Source organism: Pseudarthrobacter sp. 01T43 (assembly GCF_056398665.1).
Map to the genome: position 1 here is coordinate 1 of NZ_JBFTPV010000013.1, position 26,233 is coordinate 26,233.

The 26,233-nt window shown below is 65.7% G+C and carries 25 protein-coding genes and 1 pseudogene; 6 read left to right on the forward strand and 20 right to left on the reverse strand.

What is annotated here, in order from left to right; genetic code table 11:
* Both AC1DIM_RS12695 and AC1DIM_RS12700 read left to right on the forward strand, forming a co-directional pair.
* Positions 1-139 (forward strand): annotated as a pseudogene (locus AC1DIM_RS12695) (creatininase); the annotation flags it as partial.
* 99 nt (positions 140-238) lie between these two features.
* Entirely contained in the window at positions 239-1,120 is an 882-nt protein-coding gene (locus AC1DIM_RS12700) for an IclR family transcriptional regulator (RefSeq protein ID WP_477710851.1), read from the forward strand.
* Between the two features lie 61 nt (positions 1,121-1,181).
* Here the strand turns inward: AC1DIM_RS12700 and AC1DIM_RS12705 are convergent, their stop codons facing one another.
* From AC1DIM_RS12705 to AC1DIM_RS12725, 5 genes are all read right to left on the reverse strand, one after another.
* Complete coding sequence (locus AC1DIM_RS12705; protein WP_477710959.1) at positions 1,182-1,490, reverse strand: hypothetical protein; 309 nt, start codon at positions 1,488-1,490, stop codon at positions 1,182-1,184.
* Complete coding sequence (locus AC1DIM_RS12710; protein ID WP_477710852.1) at positions 1,477-2,220, reverse strand: GAF and ANTAR domain-containing protein; 744 nt, start codon at positions 2,218-2,220, stop codon at positions 1,477-1,479. The genes AC1DIM_RS12705 and AC1DIM_RS12710 overlap by 14 nt, the downstream gene beginning before the upstream one ends.
* A gap of 139 nt (positions 2,221-2,359) precedes the next feature.
* Positions 2,360-2,887, reverse strand: a complete 528-nt coding sequence (locus tag AC1DIM_RS12715) for an ANTAR domain-containing protein (RefSeq protein ID WP_477710960.1) — start codon at positions 2,885-2,887, stop codon at positions 2,360-2,362.
* Positions 2,821-3,141: a hypothetical protein gene (locus AC1DIM_RS12720; RefSeq protein ID WP_477710968.1), complete on the reverse strand. Its 321-nt coding sequence runs from the start codon at positions 3,139-3,141 to the stop codon at positions 2,821-2,823. The genes AC1DIM_RS12715 and AC1DIM_RS12720 overlap by 67 nt, the downstream gene beginning before the upstream one ends.
* An 11-nt stretch (positions 3,142-3,152) precedes the next feature.
* A complete protein-coding gene (locus AC1DIM_RS12725) occupies positions 3,153-3,341 on the reverse strand; it encodes an ANTAR domain-containing protein (RefSeq protein WP_477710853.1) in 189 nt (62 codons plus the stop codon).
* An 877-nt stretch (positions 3,342-4,218) separates the two neighbouring features.
* Here AC1DIM_RS12725 and AC1DIM_RS12730 point away from each other — a divergent pair.
* The 3 genes from AC1DIM_RS12730 to AC1DIM_RS12740 all read left to right on the forward strand — a co-directional run bounded on the left by AC1DIM_RS12730 (position 4,219) and on the right by AC1DIM_RS12740 (position 6,733).
* On the forward strand, positions 4,219-5,022 hold the full coding sequence (locus AC1DIM_RS12730) for an alpha/beta hydrolase (protein WP_477710961.1): 804 nt from the start codon (positions 4,219-4,221) through the stop codon (positions 5,020-5,022).
* A 127-nt stretch (positions 5,023-5,149) separates the two neighbouring features.
* The gene (locus AC1DIM_RS12735) at positions 5,150-5,881 is read left to right on the forward strand and encodes a FadR/GntR family transcriptional regulator (protein WP_477710854.1); all 732 of its coding nucleotides are present in this window, start codon (positions 5,150-5,152) and stop codon (positions 5,879-5,881) included.
* Positions 5,882-5,965: 84 nt separating this feature from the next.
* Positions 5,966-6,733: a glucosamine-6-phosphate deaminase gene (locus AC1DIM_RS12740; RefSeq protein WP_477710855.1), complete on the forward strand. Its 768-nt coding sequence runs from the start codon at positions 5,966-5,968 to the stop codon at positions 6,731-6,733.
* A gap of 86 nt (positions 6,734-6,819) precedes the next feature.
* On the opposite strand, the gene AC1DIM_RS12745 is transcribed toward AC1DIM_RS12740, so the two are convergent.
* The 8 genes from AC1DIM_RS12745 to AC1DIM_RS12780 all read right to left on the reverse strand — a co-directional run bounded on the left by AC1DIM_RS12745 (position 6,820) and on the right by AC1DIM_RS12780 (position 16,253).
* Positions 6,820-8,202 carry an MFS transporter gene (locus tag AC1DIM_RS12745; RefSeq protein ID WP_477710856.1) on the reverse strand — a complete coding sequence of 461 codons (1,383 nt, stop codon included), beginning with the start codon at positions 8,200-8,202 and terminating at the stop codon, positions 6,820-6,822.
* A gap of 57 nt (positions 8,203-8,259) precedes the next feature.
* Positions 8,260-9,777 carry an NAD-dependent succinate-semialdehyde dehydrogenase gene (locus AC1DIM_RS12750; protein WP_477710857.1) on the reverse strand — a complete coding sequence of 506 codons (1,518 nt, stop codon included), beginning with the start codon at positions 9,775-9,777 and terminating at the stop codon, positions 8,260-8,262.
* 22 nt (positions 9,778-9,799) lie between these two features.
* The gene (locus tag AC1DIM_RS12755) at positions 9,800-10,606 is read right to left on the reverse strand and encodes an aldolase/citrate lyase family protein (RefSeq protein WP_477710858.1); all 807 of its coding nucleotides are present in this window, start codon (positions 10,604-10,606) and stop codon (positions 9,800-9,802) included.
* On the reverse strand, positions 10,591-11,376 hold the full coding sequence (hpaH, locus tag AC1DIM_RS12760; RefSeq protein ID WP_477710859.1) for a 2-oxo-hept-4-ene-1,7-dioate hydratase: 786 nt from the start codon (positions 11,374-11,376) through the stop codon (positions 10,591-10,593). The genes AC1DIM_RS12755 and hpaH overlap by 16 nt, the downstream gene beginning before the upstream one ends.
* Before the next feature lie 2 nt (positions 11,377-11,378).
* Complete coding sequence (gene hpaD / locus AC1DIM_RS12765; RefSeq protein WP_477710860.1) at positions 11,379-12,464, reverse strand: 3,4-dihydroxyphenylacetate 2,3-dioxygenase; 1,086 nt, start codon at positions 12,462-12,464, stop codon at positions 11,379-11,381.
* 115 nt (positions 12,465-12,579) lie between these two features.
* The gene (hpaE, locus tag AC1DIM_RS12770; protein ID WP_477710861.1) at positions 12,580-14,094 is read right to left on the reverse strand and encodes a 5-carboxymethyl-2-hydroxymuconate semialdehyde dehydrogenase; all 1,515 of its coding nucleotides are present in this window, start codon (positions 14,092-14,094) and stop codon (positions 12,580-12,582) included.
* Between the two features lie 19 nt (positions 14,095-14,113).
* Entirely contained in the window at positions 14,114-14,797 is a 684-nt protein-coding gene (locus AC1DIM_RS12775; RefSeq protein WP_477710862.1) for a GntR family transcriptional regulator, read from the reverse strand.
* Positions 14,790-16,253, reverse strand: coding sequence for a fumarylacetoacetate hydrolase family protein (locus tag AC1DIM_RS12780; RefSeq protein WP_477710962.1), 1,464 nt, complete (start codon positions 16,251-16,253; stop codon positions 14,790-14,792). Before AC1DIM_RS12780 ends, AC1DIM_RS12775 begins: the two co-directional genes overlap by 8 nt.
* A gap of 246 nt (positions 16,254-16,499) precedes the next feature.
* Here AC1DIM_RS12780 and AC1DIM_RS12785 point away from each other — a divergent pair, with 246 nt between their 5' ends.
* The gene (locus tag AC1DIM_RS12785) at positions 16,500-18,401 is read left to right on the forward strand and encodes an FAD-binding monooxygenase (RefSeq protein WP_477710863.1); all 1,902 of its coding nucleotides are present in this window, start codon (positions 16,500-16,502) and stop codon (positions 18,399-18,401) included.
* On the opposite strand, the gene AC1DIM_RS12790 is transcribed toward AC1DIM_RS12785, so the two are convergent.
* The 7 genes from AC1DIM_RS12790 to AC1DIM_RS12820 form a co-directional block, all read right to left on the reverse strand.
* Positions 18,398-19,126 carry an IclR family transcriptional regulator gene (locus AC1DIM_RS12790; protein WP_477710864.1) on the reverse strand — a complete coding sequence of 243 codons (729 nt, stop codon included), beginning with the start codon at positions 19,124-19,126 and terminating at the stop codon, positions 18,398-18,400. The two genes, AC1DIM_RS12785 and AC1DIM_RS12790, sit on opposite strands and share 4 nt — an antisense overlap.
* 139 nt (positions 19,127-19,265) lie before the next feature.
* Positions 19,266-20,486 (reverse strand): N-acetylglucosamine-6-phosphate deacetylase, encoded by a 1,221-nt coding sequence (gene nagA / locus AC1DIM_RS12795; protein ID WP_477710963.1) that lies wholly within the window; start codon positions 20,484-20,486, stop codon positions 19,266-19,268.
* 59 nt (positions 20,487-20,545) lie between these two features.
* On the reverse strand, positions 20,546-21,229 hold the full coding sequence (locus tag AC1DIM_RS12800; RefSeq protein WP_477710865.1) for an N-acetylmannosamine-6-phosphate 2-epimerase: 684 nt from the start codon (positions 21,227-21,229) through the stop codon (positions 20,546-20,548).
* Between the two features lie 57 nt (positions 21,230-21,286).
* On the reverse strand, positions 21,287-22,231 hold the full coding sequence (locus AC1DIM_RS12805) for an ROK family protein (protein ID WP_477710866.1): 945 nt from the start codon (positions 22,229-22,231) through the stop codon (positions 21,287-21,289).
* An 84-nt stretch (positions 22,232-22,315) separates the two neighbouring features.
* Positions 22,316-23,233 carry a dihydrodipicolinate synthase family protein gene (locus tag AC1DIM_RS12810; RefSeq protein ID WP_477710867.1) on the reverse strand — a complete coding sequence of 306 codons (918 nt, stop codon included), beginning with the start codon at positions 23,231-23,233 and terminating at the stop codon, positions 22,316-22,318.
* A 42-nt stretch (positions 23,234-23,275) separates the two neighbouring features.
* On the reverse strand, positions 23,276-24,082 hold the full coding sequence (locus AC1DIM_RS12815; protein ID WP_477710868.1) for an ATP-binding cassette domain-containing protein: 807 nt from the start codon (positions 24,080-24,082) through the stop codon (positions 23,276-23,278).
* A complete protein-coding gene (locus tag AC1DIM_RS12820; RefSeq protein WP_477710869.1) occupies positions 24,079-26,232 on the reverse strand; it encodes a dipeptide/oligopeptide/nickel ABC transporter permease/ATP-binding protein in 2,154 nt (717 codons plus the stop codon). Before AC1DIM_RS12820 ends, AC1DIM_RS12815 begins: the two co-directional genes overlap by 4 nt.
* Between the last annotated feature and the right edge of the window lies 1 nt (position 26,233).

The window sequence follows — 26,233 nt, forward strand, 5'->3', positions numbered from 1 at the left end:
ATCACCGATCACCGTCCTGGACGGCCAGCCCGGCGCCGGCGGCTACCGCGAACACGACATCCTCGTGGTCGGCGAAAACGGAGCCGAAAACATCACCAAGTTCCCCTTCGGCCCCGAACACAACATCATCGGAGCCTGACAACCGCTGGTTGAGCCCTCCGGGTACTAAGCAGGAAAGCGGCGCCGCGCTGGCTGCGGCGCCGCTTTCCGCGGACTATGCGCAATGATAGTGAGCACCATGACCACACCAGCTCCCAGTGACACCAACAGCAGTGACACCAACGGCACCGATGTTAACGGCAAGGCCGATACCAAGGGTGCCTCGGTCATTGTTAACGCCATCGCCGTCCTGCGATCCTTCACCGCCGACGAACCCTTGCTGGGCGTCACGGAAATTGCGAACAGGGTAGGCCTGCACAAAAGCACCGTGTCACGAATCCTGGCCACCTTTGAACAGGAAAACCTTGTGGAGCGGGATGCGGACACCCGCCGTTTCCGCCTCGGATTGGGGCTGATCGCCGTCGCGGGGCCGCTGCTGGCCGAACTGGAGGAGCGCCGCGTCGCCTATCCGGTTCTCCGTGAGCTCACCGAACTGACGGGGGAGACGAGTGCCCTGATGATGTGGGAGGGCAACCAGTCCATCTGTGTGGAGCAGATCGCGAGCCGCCACCAGATCAAACACACCACCCCGCTGGGGGCGCGTTACAACGACGCGCTGAGCGCCTCGGTCCAGGTGTTCCTCGCAACGGAACCGGAAGAACGTGTGCGCTCACTCATACTCAGCGGAGCCATCACGTACGCAGGGGTGGATGAGACCAGCCTCGACGGCTACCTGGTCCGCCTCAAGGACGACTCCCGCCGCGGGTGGGCCGTCAATTACGGGGAGAGCTCGCTGGATGAAGTTGGCGTTGCCGCCCCCGTCTACGATCACCGCGGCTATGTTGTGGCAGCTGTCCTCATCCCCGCCCCACGGTTCCGCGTCTCCCAGGAGCGGCTGCAGAACCTTGGCGAATCCTGCGCGGCAGCCGCTAATAAGGTCACAGCACGATTGGGTGGAAACACCACCGGGGCCGGCGCCCAGCACACTAAAGAACGCTCTCTCACTAATATGACTTTTTGACCTACCCCTCTCTCACTTTCCTGAGGAAAGTGAGAGAGGGACGGGAAGGTCAAAAGAAGCGTTAAGTGAGCGTCCGGCGCTGCTCGGAGGCCTCAGTGGCCGGCGGGTCCACGGCTTCGATCTCGTCGGAGTAAGGCGCACGTGGGCCATTGTGGTCGGCGAAAAGTTCGTTGGCGGCCAAGGCTAAAAGGTCCCGTTGGAGCTGAGGCAGCGAGAGCAGCCCCTGAATGTATGCCTCCACCTCGTACTCGCCCACCGCCCCGCCGATGCCGAAATAGTAGAGCCACAGGTCACCGGAAATGACCTGTGCCGCCGTCAGTGCGGCTTGAAGCCCGCGGCGCTGCTCCGGTTCCCTGCTATCGAAGCCCATCACTTGGGCCTCCATGCGGATCAGGGGAGGCCCCTGCCAGGAGTGCGGCGCTCACTTCGCCGAGGGTAGTGCGCGACGTGCGGGCTTCGCGCATCAGCTGCTGAAGGGCCTGGTCCTCACTGAGCTTGTGGCGTTCCATGAGTACACCACAGGCCCTATTGATCAGATCCCTGCTGAAGAGGGCGGCCTGAAGTTTCTCGCTGATGCGTTCGGCAGTTTCGGCAGTTTGGATGTGCGAGATGAGCGTTGCTGCGGGCGCCGCGAAAAGGTCCATCAAGGCTGTGGTGGCGTCCTCGAAGACGTGCGGGGCCGCGGCGTAGATTTTCATGGCGCCGATTGCCTCCCCGTCAGCGATCAGTGGTGTGCTGACCACCGACCGGAGCGGTATACCGACGACGGCGGCGCTCCAGTTCGGCCAGCGGCCGTCCGTTGCGACGTCACGGATGAGGACGCTTTCCTGGGTGGCCCACGCCGTCAGGCACGGACCCTGAACCAACTCATACTGGAGCGCGTCAGCGCGCTGAACAACCGTGTCTGTAGACCCGGAACTGACCGGGCGGGCATTCGGGTCGAGGATGGAAACCCCGGCGCCCATGGTCCCCGGGATCGAGTCCCTGACGGCACGGGAGAGGTGCTGGACGGCGCGGTCCACCTTTTCTTCGGTGAGGAGGAGCCCCATGATCCTGCCCAAGGCTGTGGACAGTTCATCCAGGGGATACTTCTTGATCATTCGTTCTGCCTCCGGCCATTCAGCGTGGCTGGCCTCCGGTGGGCCGGATAACCTGTGTTTGACTGCTCAGCGCTTCAGATAAAGCGTACGCTTTCTGCCGGGCTGTGCTCCCCGGGCGTCACGATTCCAACCGTTCGGGCTATTCATCGTATGCAGTGCGAACCTTCCGTTCACCCGATGTGGACGAAACGATGCCGGCCGCGACCTGCTTCAGTTTGATGTTGCGGTGGCTGGATGCCTTGACCAATATCTGGAACGCGGCGTCGTGGCTGCACCTGTTCTGCGCCATGACGGCTCCGATTGCAGTGTCTATGACGGTGCGAGATTTGAGGGCGGCGGAGAGGTCTTTACGGGCGTCGCGCAATTGCGCAATGTCCAGGGCCAGATCCAAAGCTTTCGCAGCCGTGCCGGCGAGGCTTTCGGCTGCCTCGATGCCGTAATCCGAAAACCCGTGCCTTTCGGGGGAGTACAGGTTCACCACGGCCTCCGCGGATGTCCGGAGGTGCATTGGCGTCGCAAGGATGGATCCTAAGCCTTCGCTGCGGGCAGCAACGTTGTATTTTGGCCAGCGAGGATCCGTTCCCAGATCCGGGACGTAAATCATGGTTTCCGTCCGAAGCGCAGTGAGGCAGGGCCCGTCGCCGAAGGTGTTCTGCAGTTCGTCCAGAGTCCGGGCGCGGGATCGCTGCTGGCCACGGTAATGGAGCGCTTGTTCCGGATCACCGTGATGCCACACGAGATATGGTTCCTGTTGACCGTGAGCCGTGCGGTGATGATCGAGGCCATATCCGTGAGGAAGTCGCGGACGTCTGAGCTGTCCAGGATGAGATCCTGGAGCTGGAGCACGAATTCCACCAGACTTTCTGCCCGGCCATCCCCGTACTCGAATTCCCGTATATCAATCTCTTGGGACGTGGGCACCTCCTTTACGTTCAGTCCGCCGTCGATCTACTGTCTCCACCCCCGGTGACTACAGGTATGCCGGATGTGAGCTGCAGGATGTCCTGCGCGATGTCATGCAGACGTCGGTTGCTGCTGCGCGACGCGAGCTGAAGGAGTTCGACGGCCGCCTCCCGGCCGCACCGGTTGTGGACGATGATCAACGAAATTGCCGAGTCCACGATTGCCCGTGACCGCAGGGGCCGTCCTCAGATGCTCCGGGTAGGGCTCCGCGGCGTGCACCCGCATGGCCAGGCGCAGGATTCTGGACAACGACGCAGCGTGCTCTTCGACGGCGGACACCGTTTCCGGCCCAAACGCATCAACATCGGTGGAGTAGCAGGATGGTCTGGATTCCCTCGTCTGCGACAGCCTGCGCGTCTGCAGGTTGGGAATCAGGACTGTATGGCCCTGCCTCAAGGCAGTCAGGCAGGGGCCGTCGTCGAACGCGTACTGGCGTTCATCCAGGATGCGGGCCTCCTCCGAGCTGCTGGCCACTGTTGCCGGCCCCGTCTCCGTTCAACCGTGATGGCGCACAGCATCGGCGCGTTACCGCCGAGCAAGGACGCTGAAATGGCTGTCAGTCCCAGCAGAAATTCGGTAAAGCCTGAACTCTCAAGAATCAGGTCCTGCAACTTTTCCGCTGACGGGAGAGCGTCGTTCTCGGCCATACGGCCTTGATTCCATGCAACGCCGGGAGTCGCCGGGCCCGGCTGACGGCTGTGCGCTCTCTGCGCGCACGGCCCGAGTATTCAACCCCGGACCCCTTATCACCACCCGAAATCTCCTACTACCGACACTACGCTCATTGGACACCGCCGCGGGCTGTTGGGGCGATGTATCATGAGGCGGCCCGCGGCCACGTCGTTGCCCTCATCCAAGAGCGCAAATTCCCTTGTCCCAAAGCTGTAGGCTCGGCACATGACTGAGCTGCGGCGTCGAACGTTGGTGTTGCGCACCTTGGCGGGCGCGGCCGTGGCGGCAACCGGAGGCCCGGTGGCGGCGTGTTCGCCCGGCGCCGATACGGACGGCGATTCCGGCAGTGATAGGGGAGATGCGGTGAAGCGGCACAAATACCAGTACGGCGGGGACCCCAGCCAGTGGGGCGAGCTCTTCCTGCCGGAGCTGCAGGCCGGGGAAGAACACAACGGCGTGGTGGTGGTGATCCACGGCGGCTACTGGCGCTCGCAGTACGGCGCCGAGCTTGGGGAACCGATCGCCAAGGACCTGGCAGCGCACGGTATGGCCGCCTGGAACCTTGAATACCGGCGGGCCGGCAACGGCGGCGGCTGGCCGAACACGTTCATCGACGTTCTGGCGGGAATCGACAAACTGCAGGACCTTCCCGCCGTGCACTCCCTGAACCTGGGGCCGGTGGTGGCGCTGGGCCATTCAGCCGGCGGGCACCTCGCCGCATGGGCTGCGGGCAGGGGCAAGCTCGCCCAGTTGGGTCTTCCGGAGATGGACAGCCAGGTAACGCGCCGGCAAGATGCGACGTCGGTCCACCTCACCGGCGTCGTGAGCCAGTCCGGACTCCTCAACCTTTCCGAGGCGGAGCAGCTGAACCTCAGCAACGGTGCGGTGGTCAACCTGCTGGGTGGACCGTCGTCGAAATATCCCCAGCGCCACAGATACACGGACCCCATGACCACCCTCCCGGTGGCAGTCCCGGTCATCGCGGTCCACGCAGCGGACGACGACACCGTCCCGCGGAGCCAGTCCGAGTCTTACGTCGACGCCGGGACGGCGGCCCATATGGTGACGCGCCTGGTCAGCGTACCCGGCGACCATTTCGACCTCATTGACCCGAAAACCCCGGCGTACCGGACGTGCCGCGAGCTGGTTCGGTCCCTTCTGGGTTAGATTCGTCCCCAGTGGGTAAGAACTGCATAAATTGGCTTGTCACTTCTAGACATTGGATGTCCCATGTCCTGTAGGCTAGGGGAGTAAGACAAGTCGTCGCACCTCGGCGCGGCAAGGAGGAGACCACGTGGCCACCGCATCCCCAGAAGTATCGCCCGCCCGTTTCAGCGCGCAGCTCCGTTCGCATGCCCTGCAGACCCGGATCATGGACCTCATCCTGGAGCGCGGCCTGGACGTCGGCGATGCCTTGCCCACTGAAAGCGAGCTCTCCGCCGAACTTGGCGTGGGCCGTAACACCGTCCGTGAATCCTTGAAGGTACTGCAGGCCCTCGGTGTCATTGAAATCCGCCACGGGTTCGGCATGTTCGTGGCACCGAACAACTTCAGCGCCCTGGTGTCCGGCCTGACCTTCCGCGGCCGGCTGTCCCTCCGCCATAAGGGCGAGGAAGCCATGGAGCTCATCGACGTACGGCAGGCCCTCGAATCAGGGCTCATCGGATCGGCCATCGACCTCCTCACGGACGAGCACCTGGCGGACCTGCGCACCACCATGGAAGCGATGGAGGCTGCAGCCAAGAAAGGCGAGCTCCTGTACGTGCACGACGCCGAGTTCCACCGCCGCCTGTACGCGCCCCTTAACAATGAGCTCCTGATCAACCTGATGGACGTGTTCTGGCAGGTGTACCGCAAGATCCACCTGGCCCTCGGGACCGGTCCGGTCAACCTCGAGCAGCAGACCCAGGACCACTGGGACATCTACGAGGCCGTGGCCAACAAGGACAAAGCACTGGCCTCCGAACGCCTGCAGCGCCACTTTGATGGCATCCGCTCGAAACTCAAGGACGTCGCCGCCAGTTAGCCAGGCCGCCTCGACCTTCCAGTCACACCGCCCGCACTCCGGGCGCAATCAGTCCTGCCCAATTTCGTAGAGAGTGCCTTTGTTGTGGAAATTTTCGTCGTGCCTACCGCCTCAGCCACCGGTTCCGTTGCCGCCGGCATCCTTGCAGCCGTCATCCGCAGCAAGCCCGACGCCGTCCTGGGCCTGGCGACGGGCGGCTCACCGCTGCCCATCTACGCGGCGCTCGCAGGCCACACGGTGGACATGTCCCGCGTCAGTGGCTTCGCCCTCGATGAATATGTGGGCCTGCCGGCCGGACACCCCGAAAGCTACGCCGAGGTTGTCCGGCGCGAGGTGATTGAACGGCTTCAGCTGGACCCCGCCAAGGTCGCCGTGCCGGACGGCAGCGCCGCGGACCCCGAGCGGGCTGCCGCCGACTACGACGCCGCCATCGCCGCAGCAGGCGGCATCGACGTGCAGATCCTCGGCATCGGCCACAACGGGCACCTGGCCTTCAACGAGCCTGGCTCCGCCCTGGATTCACGGACCCGCGTGGAGGTCCTCACGGAGCGCACCCGTGCGGCCAACGCCCGCTACTTCAGCACGCCGGACGAGGTTCCGCTCCGCTGCATCACCCAGGGCCTGGGCACCATCATGGAGGCCCGCCACCTGCTGCTGGTAGTCAACGGCGCGGACAAGGCCGGCATTCTCGCCGCCGCGTTGAACGGCCCCGTCACCGCCGACTGCCCGGCGTCGGTCCTGCAGCGGCACCCCCACGTTACCGTGGTGGCCGACGAGGCTGCCGCCTCGCAGTTGGCACCGGGCAGCGGCCAGGTGGCCGTCCGGGTGGCGGGTGCACGCGCCGGCGTCTAAGGTCCAGGGGTTTGCTTCCGCACCGGCGCGCTGCTCGGGGCGCGCCCTTCTAATCCAGATGCCATGCCTGCTCAGAGCCGCGGGGCTTAGGCATCAACCTTCGCAGGAGTCCGCTTGTCAAAGATCGTAGCGCCCACTTCCTGCTCGGCCTGGTTGTCGATACCCAGATCAATCCCCTTCCGTTCGCGGATTACCAGCACCGCCCCCGTCGAGATGAGGGCGACAATCAGCAGGTAGGCGGAGACGGACATGGTGGTTCCCGTCGCCTGAACAAGGGCGGTGGCGATGGTCGGGGCGAAGGCGCCGCCGATGATCGCGCCCAGGGCGTAGGAGATGGCAACTCCGGAGAATCGGATGGATGCCGGGAAGAGCTCACTGTAGAGGGCGGCCTGCGGACCGTACGTCAGGCCCAGCCCGACGCTGAACAGCGCCAGTCCCAGCAGCATGGCCCAAATGTTTCCGGTGTTGATGAGCCAGAAGAGCGGGAAGAACGTGACCATCAGGGCGGCGTAGCCGATCAGGTAGGTCTTTTTGCGGCCAATGCTGTCGGCAAGGTATCCGGCAAGGAGCGTAAAGACGAACCACATGGCTGCTGAGGCCGTGACGGCAAGGAGCACTGAGGTGCGGTCCATGGCCAGCCCCTTGGGGGCGGTGGCGTAGCTGAGGATGTAGCCGCCCGTGGTCATGTAGCCTGCGGCGTTGTTGCCCGCGAAAACCAGGGCGGCAAGGATGACCAGCAGCCAGTGCTTTTTGAACAGCTCAAGGATGGGGACGCGGGTCTGCTGCTTGCGGCTGGCAATCTGCTCAAAGACCGGGCTTTCGTCCACGCTGCGCCGCACAATAAAACCGACGATGATCAGCACGAAGCTGAGCAGGAAGGGGACACGCCAGCCCCATTCAGCAAAGGCGGCGCCGGGGGAGACGACGCCCGACATCAATGTGAGGACACCGGAGGCGAGCAGCATGCCGAGGGGGACTCCGAGCTGCGGGAACGAGCCGAACAGGCCGCGCCTGGACCGAGGAGCGTGCTCCACGGCCATCAGGACGGCGCCGCCCCATTCGCCGCCGGCCGAGATGCCCTGCAGGATTCGCAGGACGAGCAGCATAACCGGTGCTGCCAGGCCTGCGGTCTCATAGGTGGGCAGGACGCCGATGAGGGTAGTGGCCGCACCCATCAGGATCAGGGTGATGACCAGCATTGCACGGCGTCCAAGGCGGTCTCCGAAGTGTCCGGCCAGGAACGCACCCAGGGGCCGGAACAGGAAGCTCAGGCCAACTGACGCGAAGGAGATCAGCAGTGCGATGTCATTGCCCGCCGGTTCAAAGAAGAGCTTGGCGAAGACCAGGCCGGCGGCGTTGGCATAGATGAAGAAGTCGTACCACTCGACGGTAGTGCCGACGATGGTGGCAAATGCGACCCGGCGGTTATCCCGTGCCGAATTGCGCTGTGCAGGCGCAAGAGCGCTCATGTTTTCTCATTTCTTACGGGGCACAACGGTGTAGCCCGCTTGTAGGGGGACTGGAAGTCAGGATGCGTAGGGGTCGTTGATGCCGATGTATTGGGTGGTGGTGTATTCGGCGATGCCTTCGGTGCCGCCTTCGCGGCCGAGTCCGGATTGTTTGACGCCGCCGAAGGGGGCTGCTGCGTTGGAGATGACGCCGGCGTTGAAGCCGACCATGCCGAATTCGATCTGTTCGGCCACGCGGAGGAGCTTGTTGAAGTCGCGGCTGTAGAGGTAGGACGCGAGGCCGTACTCTGATGCGTTGGCGAGCCTGATCGCGTCCTCCTCCGTGGAGAACGTGGTGATCGGGGCGACCGGTCCGAAGATTTCCTGCCCGAGGATCGCGGCGTCGTTAGGGACGTTGGCGAGGACGGTGGGCGGGTAGAAGTAGCCGGGCCCGTCGGCGGGGGCGCCGCCGGTGACGGCTACCGCCCCGGCGTCGACGGCGGCACTCACCAGGGCGTGGACGTCGTCGCGGGCGCCGGCGTCGATCAGGGGTCCGACCTGGGTGGCGGGGTCGGTGCCACGGCCGGTGGCCAGGGCGCCCATCGCTGCGGCGAACTTTTGGGTGAACTCGGCGGCGACGGATTCGTGGACGAGGAAGCGGTTGGCGGCGGTGCAGGCCTCGCCCATGTTCCGCATCTTGGCGGCCATCGCGCCTTCTACCGCCTTGTCGAGGTCGGCGTCCTCGAACACGATGAAGGGTGCGTTGCCGCCGAGTTCCATGGAGGTGCGGAGCACGTTCTGCGCGGCGTCGGCCATGAGGCGCTTCCCCACGGGGGTGGAACCGGTGAAGGAGACCTTCCGCAGCCGCGGGTCCGCGAGCAGGGGCCCGGAAATCCCCGAAGCCGATGAAGAGGAAACCACGTTGAGGACTCCGGCGGGGAGGCCGGCGTCGAGCATGGTCTGCGCGAAGTACTGGGCGGTGAGCGGGGTGAGTTTGGCGGGTTTGAGGACCATGGTGCAGCCGGCGGCGATGGCGGGGGCCACTTTGCGGGTGGCCATGGCCAGCGGGAAGTTCCAGGGGGTGATGAGCAGGCACGGTCCGACGGCTTTGTGCTGGACCAGGATTTTGTTTTTGCCTTCGGGTGTGGTGAGGTAGCGGCCGTAGTCGCGGACGGTTTCTTCGGAGAACCAGCGCAGGAATTCCGCGCCGTAGGTGACTTCGCCGCGGGCCTCCGCCAGCGGCTTGCCCATTTCCAGGGTCATCAGCAGTGCGAAGTCCTCGGCGCGTTCGGTCACCAGATCAAAGGCGCGGCGCAGGATCTCGGACCGCACCCGCGGTGCCGTCCGCGCCCAGGACGCCTGGGCGGCGTCGGCCGCGTCCAGCGCGGCAACCGCGTCATCGCTGGTGGCCGAGGCGAGGGTGGCGAGCACCTCCCCGGTGGCGGGATCGTGAACGTCGAACGTGCCGCCGTCGGACGCGTCCACCCACTGCCCGCCGATGAGCAGGCCGGTGGGCACGGAGGCGAGGAGCGCGGCCTCGCGCTCGGGCGGGATGGCCTGAAAAAGGGCAGGGGGTAGCGCAGAAGTAACTGTCATCGGAAAAGTCCTTAGAGAATTGTCAGTAGCTGGCTTTGGTTTTGGCCGGTTCGGCTGCCGGGATGAACTGCGCCGCGAGGGCTTCGGAGCCGCGGGCGAGGAGGGCGACGTCGGCGCCGACCAGGATGAACGCGGCGCCATTATCGAGGTAATGCTGCGCAGTGGCGGGGTTGAACGCGTTGACGCCGGCGGGTTTACCGGCAGCTTTCGCAGCCGAGAGGCAGTGTTCGACGGCGGCGCGCACCTCGGCGTGTTCCTGCTGTCCCAGCAGGCCCATGGAAGCGGCGAGGTCCGAGGGGCCCAGGAAGATCGCGTCCACGCCGTCCACCGCGAGGATGTCTTCCACGTGGTCAACAGCCGCCGTCGACTCGATCTGCACCGTGACGCTGATGGTTTCCCCGGCGCGGGCGAGGTAGTCCGGGACCCGGTTCCAGCGGGCGGCCCTCGCCAAGGCCGATCCCACACCCCGGACGCCCTGGGGCGGGTACCGGGTGGCCGCCACTGCAGCTTCCGCGTCGGCCGTCGAGTTGACCATGGGGATCAGCAGGTTCTGCACGCCCAGGTCCAGATACTGCTTGATCACCACGGTGTCGTTCACCGGCGGCCGGACCAGGGGGTGGACCGGGTAGCCGTGGACGGCCTGGAGCTGGGCGAGGATGGACTCAAGCCCGTTGGGGCTGTGCTCGGCATCCACCAGCAGCCAGTCCAGGCCGGCACCTGCGCAGATCTCGGCCACGAGCGGGCTGCCGGAACACACCCACATCCCGGCCAGCGGCCGGCCTCTAGCGGCGAGGGCGTCGCGGAAGGTGTCTTCTAGTCGAAGCGGCATGTGACAACTCCCAGCGGTCCATAGTCGGCGTGGACGGTGTCACCCTTGTAGACCCACATGGGCCGGGTGAAGGACCCGGCGAGGATGATGTCGCCGGCCTTCATGCTGTCGCCGTGGGCAGCGATCTTGTTAGCCAGCCAGTGCACCCCGTTGGCCGGGTGGTCCAGGACCCCCGCGGCGACTCCGGTTTCCTCGACGGTCTGGTTTTTGTAGAGGATCGCGGAGACCCAGCGGAGGTCCACGGCGTCGGGCCTGACCGGGTTTCCGCCGATCACCATGGCGCCCATCGCGGCGTTGTCCGAGATGGTGTCCACAATGGTCCGGCCCTCCATTTCGATCCGTGAATCCAGGATTTCGAGGGCCGGGACCACGTAGTCGGTGGCATTCAGGACATCGAAAATCGTCACGCCGGGTCCTTTGAGCGCGCCCTTCAGGACAAACGCGAGCTCCACCTCCACCCGCGGATGTGTGTACTTGTCCCACTCCACCGAGCAGCCCGTTTCCAGGACCATGTCGTCGAAGATGGCGCCGTAGTCCGGTTCGGTGATGCCGGTGGCCGCCTGCATCGCCTTGGACGTGAGGCCGATCTTCCGGCCCACCAGCGTCCGGCCGGCCTCCTCGTTCCGTCGACGCCACAGCTGCTGGACGGCGTAGGAATCCTCCACCGTCATCTCCGGGTAGCGTGACGTCAGGCGTTTGACGGGGGTGCGGGTCCTGCCGGCCTCCAGCAGTTCGTCCGCGATGGCCTCAATCGTCTTGGCATCCAGCATGGCTACAGCTGCGCTCCGAGCTTGAAGCCGGTCCTATCCCCTTCCGGGGCACCGTCCTTGCGGGTGTAGGAGAACCCGTCGGCGCCGACCGTGACGGCCATTTCGGAGGCGTCGGTGCGCTGGATGACGGGCTGCGGGTTGCCGTCCAGGTCAAGGACCAGGGATGCCTCGGTGTACCAGGAGGGCACTACGGGGTTGCCCCACCAGTCGCGGCGCTGGTTGTCGTGGACGTCCCAGGTGATGGTGGGGTTGTCCGGGTCTCCGGTGTAGTAGTCCTGCGTGTAAATCTCGATGCGGTGGCCGTCCGGGTCCAGGATGTAGAGGTAAAAGGCGTTGGACACGCCGTGCCGGCCGGGGCCGCGTTCGATCCGGTCGCTGATGCGCAGGGCGCCCATCTTGTCGCAGATCTGGATGATGTTGTGCTTCTCGTGCGTGGCGAACGCGACGTGGTGCATGCGCGGGCCGTTGCCGCCGGTCAGGGCGGTGTCATGCACGGTCTGCTTGCGGTGCATCCACGCGGCGTATGTGACGCCGTCGGAATCCTTGATGTCTTCTGAGACGCGGAAGCCCAGATCCTCAAGGTAGGCGCGGCCGCGCGGGACGTCCGGGGTGACCTGGTTGAAGTGGTCCAGGCGGACCAGTTCACCGGCGGAGTACAGGTCATAGCGCTGGGTGAGGCGTTCCACGTGCTCCACGTCGTAGAAGAACTCATAGGGGAAGCCCAGCGGATCCTCCACCCGGACGGAATCGCCGATGCCCTTGGTGAAGCCTTCCTTGCGGCGCTCCACCCGGCAGCCCAGCTCGCGGTAGTACGCCTCCGCTGCGTCCACCTCGGCGGGGGACTTCACCCGGTACGCGAACGCGGCGACGGCGGCGATGGGTCCCTTGCGGAGCACCAGGTTGTGGTGGATGAACTCCTCAAGGGAGCGAAGGTAGATGTTGTTCTCGTCTTCCTCGGTGACGTGCAGGCCCAGCAGGTCCACGTAGAACTCGCGCGATTTCGCGAGGTCGGTGACCACGATTTCCATGTAAGCGCAGCGCACAATGTCCGGTGCCGGCACGGTGGGGGTGGGGATGAAGTCGGTCATGGTGGTCTCTCTTCTTTGAAAGGGTTTGTCGGACCCAACTAGGTAGCAGCAGGTGTCGTTTTGAGCGCTCATAGCGACATCTACTGCTACCTAGTTGGGCTGCATGTGGTGGTGGCTAGGCGCCGAATTTGGGGGTGTGGACGGTGCCGAGGGTGATGTGCACGGCCTGCTGGTCGGTGTAGAAATCGATGGAGCGGTACCCGCCCTCGTGGCCCAGGCCCGAGGCCTTGACGCCGCCGAAGGGGGTGCGAAGATCGCGGACGTTGTGGCTGTTGAGCCAGACCATGCCTGCTTCCACGTTCTGCGAGAAGTTGTGCGCCCGGGTCAGGTTCTGGGTCCAGATGTATGCTGCGAGCCCGTACTTGGTGTTGTTCGCCAGGGCGAGGGCCTCGTCGTCGTTCTCGAACGGGGTGATGGCCACCACGGGTCCGAAGATTTCCTCCTGGAAGATCCGCGCGTCAGGTGCGACGTCGGCAAACACCGTGGGTGCGATGTAGTTGCCTTCGGGCAGGTGCTCGGGGCGGCCGCCGCCGGCCAGCAGGCGGCCTTCGGACTTGCCGATTTCCACGTACGAGGCCACCTTCTCGTAGTGCTCCGGGTGGACCAGCGCACCGACCTGGGTCTTGGGGTCGTGGGGATCGCCCACCACGATGTTCTTGGCACGGGCGGCGTACTTTTCGCAGAACTCGTCATAGATGGCGCGTTCCACCAGGATGCGGGAGCCGGCGGTGCAGCGCTCGCCGTTGAGCGAAAAGACGCCGAACAGGGCGGAGTCGATGGCGGCGTCGAGATCGGCGTCGGCGAACACCACGCAGGGTGACTTGCCGCCGAGTTCCATGGAGAGGCCCTTGAGGTTTGCGGCGGCGTTGCGGAAGATCGTCTGGCCGGTGGTGGTCTCACCGGTGAAGGAAATCAGCGGAACGTCCGGGTGCTTCACCAGCGCATCGCCGGCTTCCTCACCGAGGCCGTTGACCAGGTTGAACACACCGTCAGGCAGCCCGGCGTCCTTGAAGATGGTCGCCCACAGTGACGCAGACAAAGGCGTGAACTCGGCCGGCTTGAGCACCACGGTGTTGCCGGTGGCAAGGGCAGGGGCGAGTTTCCAGGACTCGAGCATRAACGGGGTGTTCCACGGCGTGATGAGCCCGGCGACGCCGATCGGCTTGCGGTTCACGTAGTTGATCTGCGAGCCGGGGACCTTCATGGCGTCGTCGAACTGGGCCACGATCAGGTCCGCGAAGAAGCGGAAGTTCTCGGCGGCCCGCAGTGCCTGGCCCTTGGCCTGGGTGATGGGCAGGCCGGTGTCGAAGGTTTCCAGTTCCGCGAGGCGGGCTTCCTGGGCCTCGACGGCGTCAGCGATCCTGTTCAGGATCCGGGCACGTTCGCGGGGCTTCATCTTCGGCCACGGGCCGTTCTTGAAGGCTTCGCGGGCGGCGGCGACGGCGAGGTCGATGTCCTCTTTCTGGCCGGCGGCGGCGGTGGCGTAGTTCGTGTTGGAGACCGGATCCAGGACGTCGAAAGTCGCGCCGTTCACGGAATCAACGAATTCGCCGTTAATGAAGTGCTGGATGTGGGTGGGCAGGTCCTGCGGCACGTAATGCGTGCTGGCTTCTGCGGCAGTGAACGTCATTGTTGTTTCCTTAGTTGCTTTATGGGAGGGGTTGAGCCTGGGCGAGGTAGGCGTCCAGGGTGGCGGCGCGGTGGTGGCGGGCGGCTTTTTCAATGTCGTCGGCGCTGGCGCCGGACTCGATGAGCCGGAGGATCCCTTCGTGCTCGTCCACGGAATCGTGGGCACGGCCGGGGACAAACCGGAACGTCGAGGACCGCAGTGCAGCCAGTCGGTTCCAGCCCCGGTGGACGAGGTCCAGGATGTGCGGGTTGGGGCAGTGTTCGAAGAGGACGCTGTGGAAGTCCTGATTGAGCTGCGTGAAGCGGACAGGATCGAAGTGTTTCAGGCACTCGCGCATCTCCTCGTTCACCGCACGTGCACGGGCAATCGCCGCAGGATCGATCAGCGGGGCGGACAGCGCGGTGGCGGCCCCCTCCACGATGCTCAGGGTCTGCATCGTATAGAGGTACTCGGTGGGATCGATCCCGGACACCGTGGCGCCCACATTGCGTTCGAACTTCACCAGGCCCTCGGCTTCGAGCCGGCGGATGGCCTCACGGACCGGCACCACACTAAAGCCGAGGTCCTTGGCGAGGCCGGCCAGGACCAGCCGGTAGCCGGGGGTGTAGGTGCCTCCCACAATCCGGGCCTTGACTGCTTCGTAGGCCTGTTGGGACTTGCTGCCGGCGGCCGTTGCCGTTTCAGTCAGTGCAGTCTCAGTCATTGGCTTTACCTGCTTCCCATTCCGTGTACCGGGCCTGCCATTCGGCGTTCATCGGATAGAGCCCGTCCACGCTGTTGCCTTCCTGGACCATCTCGTAAATGAAGGACTCTTCCCTTTCCTGCTGGATGCAGTCCTCAACGAGTTCTTCGGCGATGGCGGGCGGGATCACCAGGATGCCGTCGGAGTCGGCCACGATAATGTCGCCCGGCTGAACGGTGGTGCCGCCACAGGCGATGGTGATGTCCGAATCCCAAGGAATGTGGCGGCGGCCCAGGACGGCGGGGTGCGGGTTGGCGTAATAGGTCGGCATGTCCATCACGGCCACGGCGGAGAAGTCACGGACGCCCCCGTCGGTGATGATCGCCGCGGCCCCCCGGACCTGGGCGCGCAGGGCGAGGATGTCGCCGATGGTCCCGGTGCCCTTCTCGCCGCGGGCCTCCATCACCAGGATTTCGCCTTCGTTCACGGAATCGATGGCACGCTTCTGGGCGTTGAAGCCGCCGCCGTGGGTCTTGAAGAGGTCCTCACGGTTGGGAACGTACCGGAGGGTCCGGGCCAGGCCGACAACGCGCCGATCGGGGCGGGTGGCCTGCAGGCCGTCGATGCTGACGTTGTTGAGGCCGCGTTTGCGCAGCTGGGAGGACAGGGTGGCGGTGGCGACGCTCTCCAGCTTGGCCTTCAGTTCGGGGGAGAGGAGAGGCCCGACGGCGGCCGCTTCGGCGGGTGCCAAACCCGCCGCTTCCCGCGAACCGTACGCCTCCTCGCGCTGGGTGTCATCAGCCTTGGGCTGGGCGCCGAAGTCGGCGAACGCCGTCGTGCCTTCCTTCACGGAGGTGACCAGACGGCCGGTGGTGAGGTCACCGGCAGAGACCTCTACCTCCAGCACGTCACCGGGCTTGGCCACGGAGGCGCCGGCCGGGGTGCCGGTGAGGATGATGTCCCCTTCTTCGAGGGTGAGCAGCTGGGACAGGTCCGCCACCAGCCGCGCGAACGGGAAGAGGAGGTCTTCGGTGGTGTCGTCCTGGACCAGTTCGCCGTTGTGCCAGGTGCGAATACGGAGGTTGGCGGGGTCAACGTCATCTGCCGCGATCAGTCCCGGACCGATGGGGGTAAAGCCGTCCCCGCCCTTGGACCGGAGATTCGAGCCTTTGTCGGCGTAGCGGAGGTCGTAGACGCCCAGGTCATTGCTGGCCGTGACCCACTTAACGTGGCGCCAGGCGTCCTCGATGCCGACGCGGCGGGCGGCCTTGCCGATGACCAGGGCAATCTCGCCCTCGTAGCCGAGCAGTTCGCATCCGGCCGGCCGCTCCACCGTTGAAGGGGCACCTGCCGAGCCGGTGCTCAAGGAAGATGCCGGCTTGAGGAAGTACGAGGGCTGCTCCGGGGTGCGGCCACGCTGCGCGGCGCGGCTGGGGTAGTTGATGTGCACCGCAATGACCTTGCGTGCCGCCGCCATGGTGGCCTCGTTGACCTGCTCCAAAGCTGTCTCCTCATGAAGTACGAAATCGTATACGATGACTATTGCGTACGCAGAGGGCTTCGTCAAGCCTCTGTTTTCACGGGTTATTGACCCTCTTGTTGTTCGGATCACCTTGCCGTACAGTGTTGGACCAACCCCGGCATCTCTAATAGAGAACGGCAAATTCGCATATAGAACACCGCCTTGGTGATCGATACCCACACAGTGAAGTGAGGAAAGCCCGTGCAGTTCCACCACCACGGATACGTATCCGGAGACCCCCGGGTGCAGCCCGCCGCCGGCGTCGGAGTCAATCGCCCCGCAGAACTTCCCGACGAGGTAGACGTGCTCATTGTGGGGTCCGGGCCGGCCGGCATGCTCGCCGCGGCGCAGCTGTCCCAGTTCCCCAACATCACCACGCGCATCGTGGAGCGACGGGGTGGCCGGCTCGCGATCGGCCAGGCGGACGGCATCCAGGCCCGCAGTGTGGAGACCTTCCAGGCCTTTGGCTTCGCTGAGCGCATCATCGCCGAGGCGTACCGCATCACCGAGATGGCATTCTGGAAACCGGACCCCGAAGACCCCTCCCGCATCGCACGCGCTGCCCGCACGGAAGACGATCCCCATGGAATCAGCGAGTTTCCCCATCTGATCGTGAATCAGGCCCGGGTGCTGGACTACTTTGCCGAGGCCATGGCCAATGCCCCCACCCGGATGTCTCCAGACTATGGATACGAGTTCCGCGGCCTGGAGGTTGGCCAGGGGGAGTACCCCGTCACCGTGACGCTTGCGCATACAGCCGGGCTCGACGAAGGGCGGGAGCGCACCGTTCGTGCCAAGTACGTCGTGGGGGCGGACGGCGCGAGGAGCAAGGTGCGCGAGTCGATCGGCTGCACCATGGCCGGGGACCAGGCCAACCACGCCTGGGGTGTTATGGACGTGCTCGCCACCACGGATTTCCCCGATATCCGGCTCAAGTGTGCCATCCAGTCCCAGGACGGCGGCAGCATCCTGCTCATTCCGCGTGAAGGCGGCCACCTGTTCCGCATGTACGTCGACCTCGGGGAGGTTCCCGCGAACGATCGGGGCTCCGTCCGCAAGACCAGCATTGAGCAGATCATCGCTAAGGCCAACGACATCATCCACCCGTACACCCTGGACGTGCGCAACGTCGCCTGGCACAGCGTGTACGAGGTCGGCCACCGCCTCACCGACCGGTTCGACGACGTCCACCCGGACCAGCTCGGCACCCGCACGCCGCGGGTGTTCATCACCGGCGACGCCTGCCACACGCACAGCGCCAAGGCAGGCCAGGGCATGAACGTCTCGATGCAGGACGGCTTCAATCTGGCATGGAAGCTCGGGCACGTGCTGGAGGGCCGCAGCCCGGAAAGCCTGTTGTCCACGTACTCCGCCGAACGCCACATTGTTGCGAAGGACCTTATCGATTTCGACAAGGAGTGGTCAACCCTGATGGCGAAGAAGCCCGAGGAGTTCGAAAGCCCCTCCGAGCTTGAGGACTTCTACGTCAGCACCGCTGAGTTCCCCTACGGCTTCATGACCAAGTACGCCCCCTCCATGCTGATCGCTGAGCCAGCGCACCAGGAGAGGGCCACTGGTTTCCCCATCGGAAAGCGCTTCAAATCTGCACCTGTGGTGAGGGTCTGCGACACGAATCCGCTCCATCTCGGCCACCAGGCAAAGGCAGATGGCCGGTGGCGGATCTACGTCTTCGCGGACGCGGCTCTCCCGGGTACAGATTCCTCCACGGACCAGTTCGCCGAGTGGATCGCGAACTCGCCGGAATCACCCCTGGCGGCGACGCCGTCGGGCGCTGATCCTGACGCCTGGTTCGACGTGAAGGTGATCTACCAGCAGGCACACACCGATCTGGACATTGGGGCGGTTCCGGCCGTGTTCAAACCGCAGGTGGGACCATTCAAGCTCACCGACTACGAAAAGGTGTATGCCACCGATCCCAAGGCGGATATTTTCGAGCTGCGCGGCCTGGACCGAAGCGGTGCGGTGGTGGTGGTGCGGCCGGACCAGTACGTGGCGAACGTCCTGCCGCTGAGGTCAACGGCTGAGCTCGGGGCGTTCTTCGCTGCCCTGAGGGCACCCCGCTTGGAGGCGTCCCTGAGCTAGTAGAGCTGCTCGCTGATCCGCCGGGCGGCTTCCTTCACTGAGCTTCCAACCTGCTCTGGAGGGAGCTGCGCGCTGGGATAAACCACCGCGATGGCGGCCGGCTGGAGCCCCTGCCTGAGTCTGAGCGGGACGGCCACGGACGTCACGCCCGGCAGGACTTCGTGGTGGCTGACGGCAAATCCTGACTCGCGGACCGAAGCCACTTCCGGGCGGCGTGGCTGGTCGGGAGAAATCGCCTCCCACTGTGAGTCGTCCAGGACGGATTGGATGGCCAGCCCCGGCGCCCCGACGTGCAGCGAGTGGCGGGTGCCGGGCCGCTGGAGAACCGCGGCACGGCTGTGCCGCGGTTCCACGCTGGTCAGTGTGGTGCAGTCCCCGCGGTCCAGTACCACCAGGAATGCGGTGGTGCCGAGTTCATTGGCAAGGGATGTCAGCTCCGGCAGCGCCGCCGTTTGCAGGTCGCGGGCAACGCCGCGGGCCAGCGTGGCCAACCCGGTGCCCAGGACGATGCCGCCGGCGTTGTCCCTTGCGACGAGTCCGTGGTCTTCAAGGGTGCGAAGGATTCTGTAGGCAATTGAGCGGTGCACGCCCATCCGGGCCGAAATTTCGCCGATGCTGAGCGGCGCCGTTTCATCGCTCAGGATTTCAAGCATTCTGATGCCCCGGGAAAGCGTCTGAGAATGGGCGGGAGCCGCCTTCTCGCCCGGCTGTGCTGCGTTGGCCATTGCGCCATTCCCCTCGCGTCTGCCCGGTCATCCCGCCTGTGCTGGGCGGTTGAGATGTGCCGTGCAGCAGCGCACGGGCCGGGAAGTCCCATATTAGAACACGCGGTGCGATTATCGAATGAGCGTTCGCGGGCTGGCCTCAGGCATCCAGCAATTGTCCCGCGCGCATGACCAGAAGGCGCTCAAAGCCGGCGTCCACCACCACGACGTCGGCACGCATCCCGGCGCGAAGGCTCCCGATGTCCTGTTGCCTGCCGATGATCGTTGCCGGGACGGTTGTCGCGGACAGGACTGCGGCGGCGGGTTCTACCCCGGCGTCAATCGTCCGGCGCACCACGTCCAGCAGCGTTGCCGTCCCGCCGGCGAGGGTGCCGTCGCTGAGCCTTGCCACGGCACCGCTCACGGAAACAGTGGCCGGACCCAGCTCGTAGTGGCCGTCCGGCAGCCCGGTGGCGGCCATTGAATCGGTCACCAGGACCACGTTTTCCGGGCCAACCAGTTCGAACACCATCCGCACGGTTTCGGGGTCCAGGTGCACGCCGTCGGCGATGAGTTCCACCGCCACTCTGCCGGCGCCGGCCAGGCGAAGGCACGCGGCCACGGGGCCGGGGCTGCGGTGGTGCAGCGGCGGCATGCCGTTGAAGAGGTGGGTGACCGTGGGGCGCGGCGCCGGTCCCCGCCCGGAGGCATGCAGCAGTTCCGCAGCTCCGGTGAGGGAGGCCGCCGCTGTGTGCGCGTCCGCATCTGTGTGGCCCAGCGACGGCGTCACACCGTTTTCGGCGAGGATCCGCACCAGCGCGTCAGCGCCGGGGAGTTCGGGCGCGTAGGTCATGGTCCGCAGGTGACCGCCGGCGGCGTCGATCAACTCACCCAGGAAGTGGAGGTCCGGCTCAAGCAGGAACCGCGGGTCCTGCGCGCCGCAGCGGGCGTGCGACAGGAACGGGCCCTCGGAGTGGATGCCCGCGATGAGACCTTCCTCGGCCAGCTGCCGCAGTGTCTCCAGGCCCCGCAGCAGGTCCTCGCGGGAAGCAGTCACCAGGCTTGCAAGCAGCGTGGTGGTGCCGCTGCGATGCAGAAATTCGACGGCGGTGCGGGCGGGTTCGCTGTTACCGGCGGGGAAGTCGCCACCGGCCGCGCCGTGGCAATGCAGGTCAACGAGGCCGGGCAGAATCATGCTGCCCGGAGGCAAATCCAGTTCTTCACAATCCGTCAGCGACACGTCCAGGCCTGCGCGCGGGCCAACATAGGCGATGAGGCCATCAGCGACGGCCACGACTGCGTTGTCCATGGACATCCCGTCCGTCAGGACGGTGCCGGAGAGGAGGTAGTTCCCGGGTCCGGCGGCTCGCTGATGTTTCAGGTCCGTCGGCGTCTGTTCCGGTTCTGCTCGTTCCGGCTGCGTCTGTTTCGGCGGCGGGTTCACTTCAGGGCCTCGGCAAACCAGCCGGTGATAGTGGCCGGGTGCGTGATGGCGGTGCCAACGACGACGGCGAACGCCCCGGCGTCCAGCGACTGCCGGGCCTGCGCCGGGGTATGGAGTCGGCCTTCGGCGATGAGGGGCACACCGAAGCCGGCGGCGGCGATCTGCTCGATCAGCGCCAGGTCAGGACCGTGCGTTTTGGGGCGTTCGCCGGTGTAGCCGGACAGGGTGGTGCCGATCAGGTCGGCTCCTGCTTCGACGGCGGCAGCTGCGTCATCGAAAGAGCCGCAGTCCGCCATTACCAGCGCGTGTGATTCGGCGTGGATTCCGGCCGCTGTCCGGGCCAGGGTCAGCCCGTCCGGACGCGGGCGACGGGTGCCGTCGATCGCCACGACGTGCGCGCCTGCGTTGGCCACCGCCAAAGCGTGGCGGAGGGTGGGAGTGATGAAGACGCCGTCGTGCCCGTCCTTCCAGAGCCCGATCACCGGGACCTCCACCGCTGCACGCGTGAACTGCACATCGGCCAGGCCCTGGACACGGACCGCGGCGGCACCGCCGATCACCGCAGAGGCGGCAAGCTGCGCCGTGGTGCGGGGATCGCGCATGGGCTCACCCGGGTAGGCCTGGCACGACACGATCAGATGGCCGCGGAGGGCTTCAAGGGCTTCGGGGGTCAGGATCACGGTCGGTTTCCTCTGGAGATTTGGCGGGCGGTAGACGAGGTACGTATGACGATGGTGTCAGGACGGGGAAGTGAGGACCAGGCGCGCGGCGCCCACCATGGCGGCAGCGTTGCCGAGTTTGGCCGGGAGCACAGGGAGCCCGGCCAGTGCGGGCAGAAGTTCGGCGCGGAGGGCACGTTCCATGGGACGCCACCAGGGTGCTCCCGCGTCGGCCAGGCCACCCGATACCACCACTACCTCGGGGTCCAGGATGTTGGCGAGCCCGCCCACGGCCTGCCCGGCCGCACCCGCGCTTATGCCCACAGCCATGATGGCGGTCGCGTCGCCGGCCCCGGCAAGGGCAAAGACGGCCCGCGCGTCGGCCGCCGGCGAGGTCCCGCCCAATCTTGCATACGACTCGCGGATGGCCGGCCCGGAGGCGATGGCCTCGACGTGCCCGGCCCCGCCGCAGACGCAGGGAACAGCCGCGCCCTCATGAAACGCGTACGGGGAGGCGAAGTGCCCCACGTGCCCGCCCACGTAGCGGTGCCCGAGGACAGGCTTTCCGGCGAGCACAAAACTGCCCCCGACGCCGGTACCGAAGGCCACTACGAGCGAACTGGCCGTCCCGGCGGCGGCACCGGTCCACGACTCACCGAGAGCGTGCGCATGGACATCGTTCACCGCCCGCACCGCCTGTGGGTCCAAACCGAGCCGCGCCGCCAGTCCAGCCGTCAGCTCCGTCCCGGCCCACCCGAGGATCGCGTCCGTAGCCGAAACCACCACCCCGCGCCCGGCGTTAATAACACCGGCAGAACCAACGCCAACCCCCGCCACGTCCAGGCCCGCTGCTTGAGCCTTGGAAATGAGCGAAGAAACCAGCGCAGCCGTCGCGTCGAGGATCGCGTCGCCGCCGTCGCGGTTCAGCGTCGGAATGGTCTCCGAAAACAGCACCTCACCGGCCGCCGAAACAACCCCGGCAGCCGTCTTAGTACCACCAAGGTCAACACCAATCGCGTGCATGATTCTCTTCCTAACAGGGATCTGGGTAGCAGTAGATGCCGTTTTCAGGGGTCAAAACGGCATCTACTGCTACCTAGTTGGGATTTAGACCAGCCCGTTGCGTTCCAAGATAGTGCGGATGGCCTTGGTTTCGTCATCGTTCAGGGAGAGCATCGGCACGCTCATGGTGTTGGATTCGATGATGCCCATGACCTGGAGGGCGGTCTTGAAGGCGCCGAGCCCTGCTGCGCCGCCGGAGACGCGGCCGTTGGGGGTGTAGACGATTTCGAAGACGTCGGCCAGGCGGTCCTGTTCGCGGGCCGCGCCGGCCCAGTCCCCGGCGGCAGCGGCGTCGAACAAGCGGCGGTAGCCGGCAGGGTCAACGTTGCCCAGGCCCGGCACAACGCCCTGGGCGCCGCCGAGGAGGGCGCCGTCCACAACTACCTCGTGGCCGGTGAAGATGTCGAAGTTGGGGATCTCCTTGGCCGCGAGAAGCAGCTGGCGGAAGGAGACGTCGTCGCCGGAGGAGTCCTTGACGCCTGCAATGACACCGTCGCGGCCCAGCCGGACCAGGAGGTCGGTGGGGAGCTTGAAGTGGGTGCGGACAGGGACGTCGTAGGCGAAGATCGGCTTGTCGACGGCGGCATGGATGGCGCGGAAATGGGTTTCGGTTTCCGCAGCGTTGCCGATGGCGTAGTACATGGAGGTGACCACAATGGCGTCGGCGCCGAGGTCGATGACCTTCTTGGCTTCCTCGATCACGCGGGTGGTGGTCTGCTCGTTGGCGCCGACGATCAGCGGCACGGCCCCGGCGTTCGCGTCGGCGATSGTGCWGACCACCAGTTCACGCTCGGCGTTCGTCATGTAGGGCACTTCGCCGGAGGAGCCCAGCACGAACAGGCCGGACACGCCGCCGTCGAGCAGGTGCTTGGTGACGTTCTTCAGCGACGCGGTGTCGATGCTGCCGTCCGCGTGGCGGGGGGTGACGACGGGCGGGATGACGCCCTGGAACTGAGTGGACACGTAATACTCCGTTGGTTGGAACTGCTGGGTGAAGGGGGAAAGTCAGATGTGGAGCAGGCTCGGCGCGGCGCCCAGCAGCTTCTTGGTGTAGTCGTTGGTGGGGCTGTCGAAAACCTGCGCAGCGGTGCCCTGTTCGACGATTTTGCCGAAGTACATCACGCAGATGCGGTCGGAGACGTAGCGGACGGTCTGGATGTCGTGCGAGATGAACACCATGCCGAGGTTCAGCTGCGTCTTCAGGTCGGAGAGCAGGTTCAGCACCTGGGCGCGGACGGAAACGTCCAGGGCCGACGTCGGCTCATCCGCCACGATGATGTCCGGGTCCAGTGCCAGGGCGCGGGCAATTGCCACGCGCTGGCGCTGGCCGCCGGAAACCTGCGACGGCGTGACCTCGGCCGCGGACTGCGGCAGGCCCACCAGGGCCAGCAGTTCCTTGACCTTGGCCGCGCGCGTTGCCGCGGTGCCGATGCCGTGGATCTGCAGGGGATCAGTGAGGATGTCCTGGACGGTCATGCGCGGGTTCAGGGCAGTGGCCGGGTCCTGGAAGACCACGGACACGGCGCGGCCGAATTCCTTGCGCATGGCAGCGTTCCGCTTGATGGCAGGCTTGCCGTGGAACAGCACCTCGCCGGACGTCGGCGGCTGCAGTCCCACAAGCACTGACGCGAGCGTGGACTTGCCGCAGCCGGACTCACCCACGATGCCCACGGTCTCGCCGCGGCTGATGGTGAAGTCCACGCCGTCGACCGCTTTGACGATGTTGGGCCGGAAGAGACCGCCGCCGCGTGCGTGGTGATAGACCTTCACGTCCTTAAGCTCGATGGCCGGCTTGCCGGTTGAAACGCTCATTTTGCGTCCTCCTTCAGGTGGCTCGCCCAGAAGTGGTCCGTGTTGTCGCCCGCGGCGGACTCGCCTCCGGCGGAGGAAACCGAGGTCAGGACCAGCTGCTGGTTGGGGTCGGCGTCGGACCGCAGCGAACGTGCGGCGAAGCGGTCACCCGCGGCGAAGTCGCGCGGGGACGGGACGGTGCCGGGGATCTGGTGCAGCCGGACGGCGTCGGCCTCGATGGAGAGGACAGCGCCGAGCAGGCCGCGGGTGTATTCGTGCCTGGGGTTCTGCAAAAGCTCCGAAGCCTGTGCCGATTCCACCACCTGGCCGGCGTACATCACCGTGATGCGGTGGGCCAGGGACGCCACCAGGGCGAGGTCGTGGCTGACGAACACCATGGCGAAGCCGAGCTGTTCGCGCAGTTCGTTGAGCAGMTCCACTACYTGTTTCTGGACAGTGACGTCCAGGGCGGTGGTGGGCTCATCGGCAACCACGATCTTCGGCGAGCGGGACAGGGCCATGGCGATCAGGACGCGCTGCCGCTGGCCGCCCGAGAGCTCGTGCGGGTAGCTGGCGAGCGTCCGGACCGGATCGAGCTTGACCAGTTCCAGCAGCTCCGCGGGGGTCTTGCGGCCGCCGCGCTTGGTCAGCTGCTGCATCTGATCCTTGATCTTCATGGACGGGTTCAGGGAGCTCAACGCGTCCTGGTAGACCATGGCGATCTGCTGGCCGCGCAGGCCTTCGTAAGCCTTGACGCTGCTGTGCTTGGTGGCGGGGTCCAGAAGTTCCTTGCCGTCGAACTTGATGGACCCGGTGACCACGGCGGTCTTCGGCAGCAGGCCCATGACCGCGAGGGACGTGATGGACTTGCCGCAGCCGGATTCGCCCACCAGGCCCATGGTTTCGCCTTCGCGGACGGTGAAGGAGACGTTGTCCACGATCGCAGTCTCGCCGAAGCGGCCCGGGAAGCGGATGGACAGGTTCTTCACCTCGAGGACGTTGCGGGCATCGGCCGGGACCTGCGGGAGCCGGTCGGTGCGCTTGGCCTCGATGGCGGAGAGCAGTTCCAGTTCCCGGTCCAGCAGCAGGTGCGGGTTCGCCGCGGCCAGCTTCGGATCGGAAAGGACGGCGGCCTCGTTGTAGTGCTCCTCGGTGAGGACATCGCCGTAGGCGGCGCGGACGCCGTCGAGCTCATGCGCTTCCACCACCGATGGCTGGGCAACCGAGGTGCCGATCTCCGTATCAACGGCGGCGGCACTTACCGCAGCACCGGCAACAACAGCTGCCGATCCGTCGTCGTCCTTAACAACAGGTGCCTTGCGCAGCTTCGGGTTCACCATGGCGTCGGTGAGGCCTTCGGCGAGGATATTCAGGGACAGCACGGTGAGCAGGATGGTCACACCGGCGAAGGTGGTGGCCCACCAACCGCCGGACAGGACCAGGTTGCGGCCGTAGGAGATCACGTTGCCCCACGACGGTGCGGGGTCCTGGACGCCGGCGCCGAGGAAGGACAGCGAGGCCTCGAGGATGATGGCGTCAGCCACCATGACCGTGGCGAACACCAGCACGGGGGCGGCGGTGTTGCGGACGATGTGCTTGAGCAGGATATAGAAGCGGCCGGCACCGATCACGCGCTCGGCACGGACGTAATCCTCGCCGTACTGGGAGAGCACGTTGGCGCGGACCACGCGGGCCAGCTGCGGGGTGTAGATGATGGCAATCGCGATGATGATGGTGGGAACCGTGTTGCCGAATGCGGCCAGCAGAACTGCGGCCAGGGCGATGCCCGGGAATGCCATCAGGATGTCCATCAGGCGCATGATCAGTTCATTCACGGCCTTGCTGGATGTCGCGGCAAAGGAGCCCAGCAGCGCACCAGCCAGAATGGCCAGGATGACGGCGCCGAGTCCGATCATCAGCGAGGACTGCGCGCCGAACAGCAGGCGGGAGAAGATGTCGCGGCCGAGGCGGTCGGTGCCGAAGAAGTGCTCGGCGCCCGGCGGGGTGGCCGGAATGAAGGTCTCCAGCGGATCGTGCGGGGCGATGACCGGCGCGAAGACTGCGGCGAGCACGATCATGATGAGGAAGAGGAGGGCGATGCGGGAGCCCCATGGAAGGGCCTTGAAACGGATGCCCGGGGCACTCAGCCGTTCAGCTAGCTTGCTGCGCATA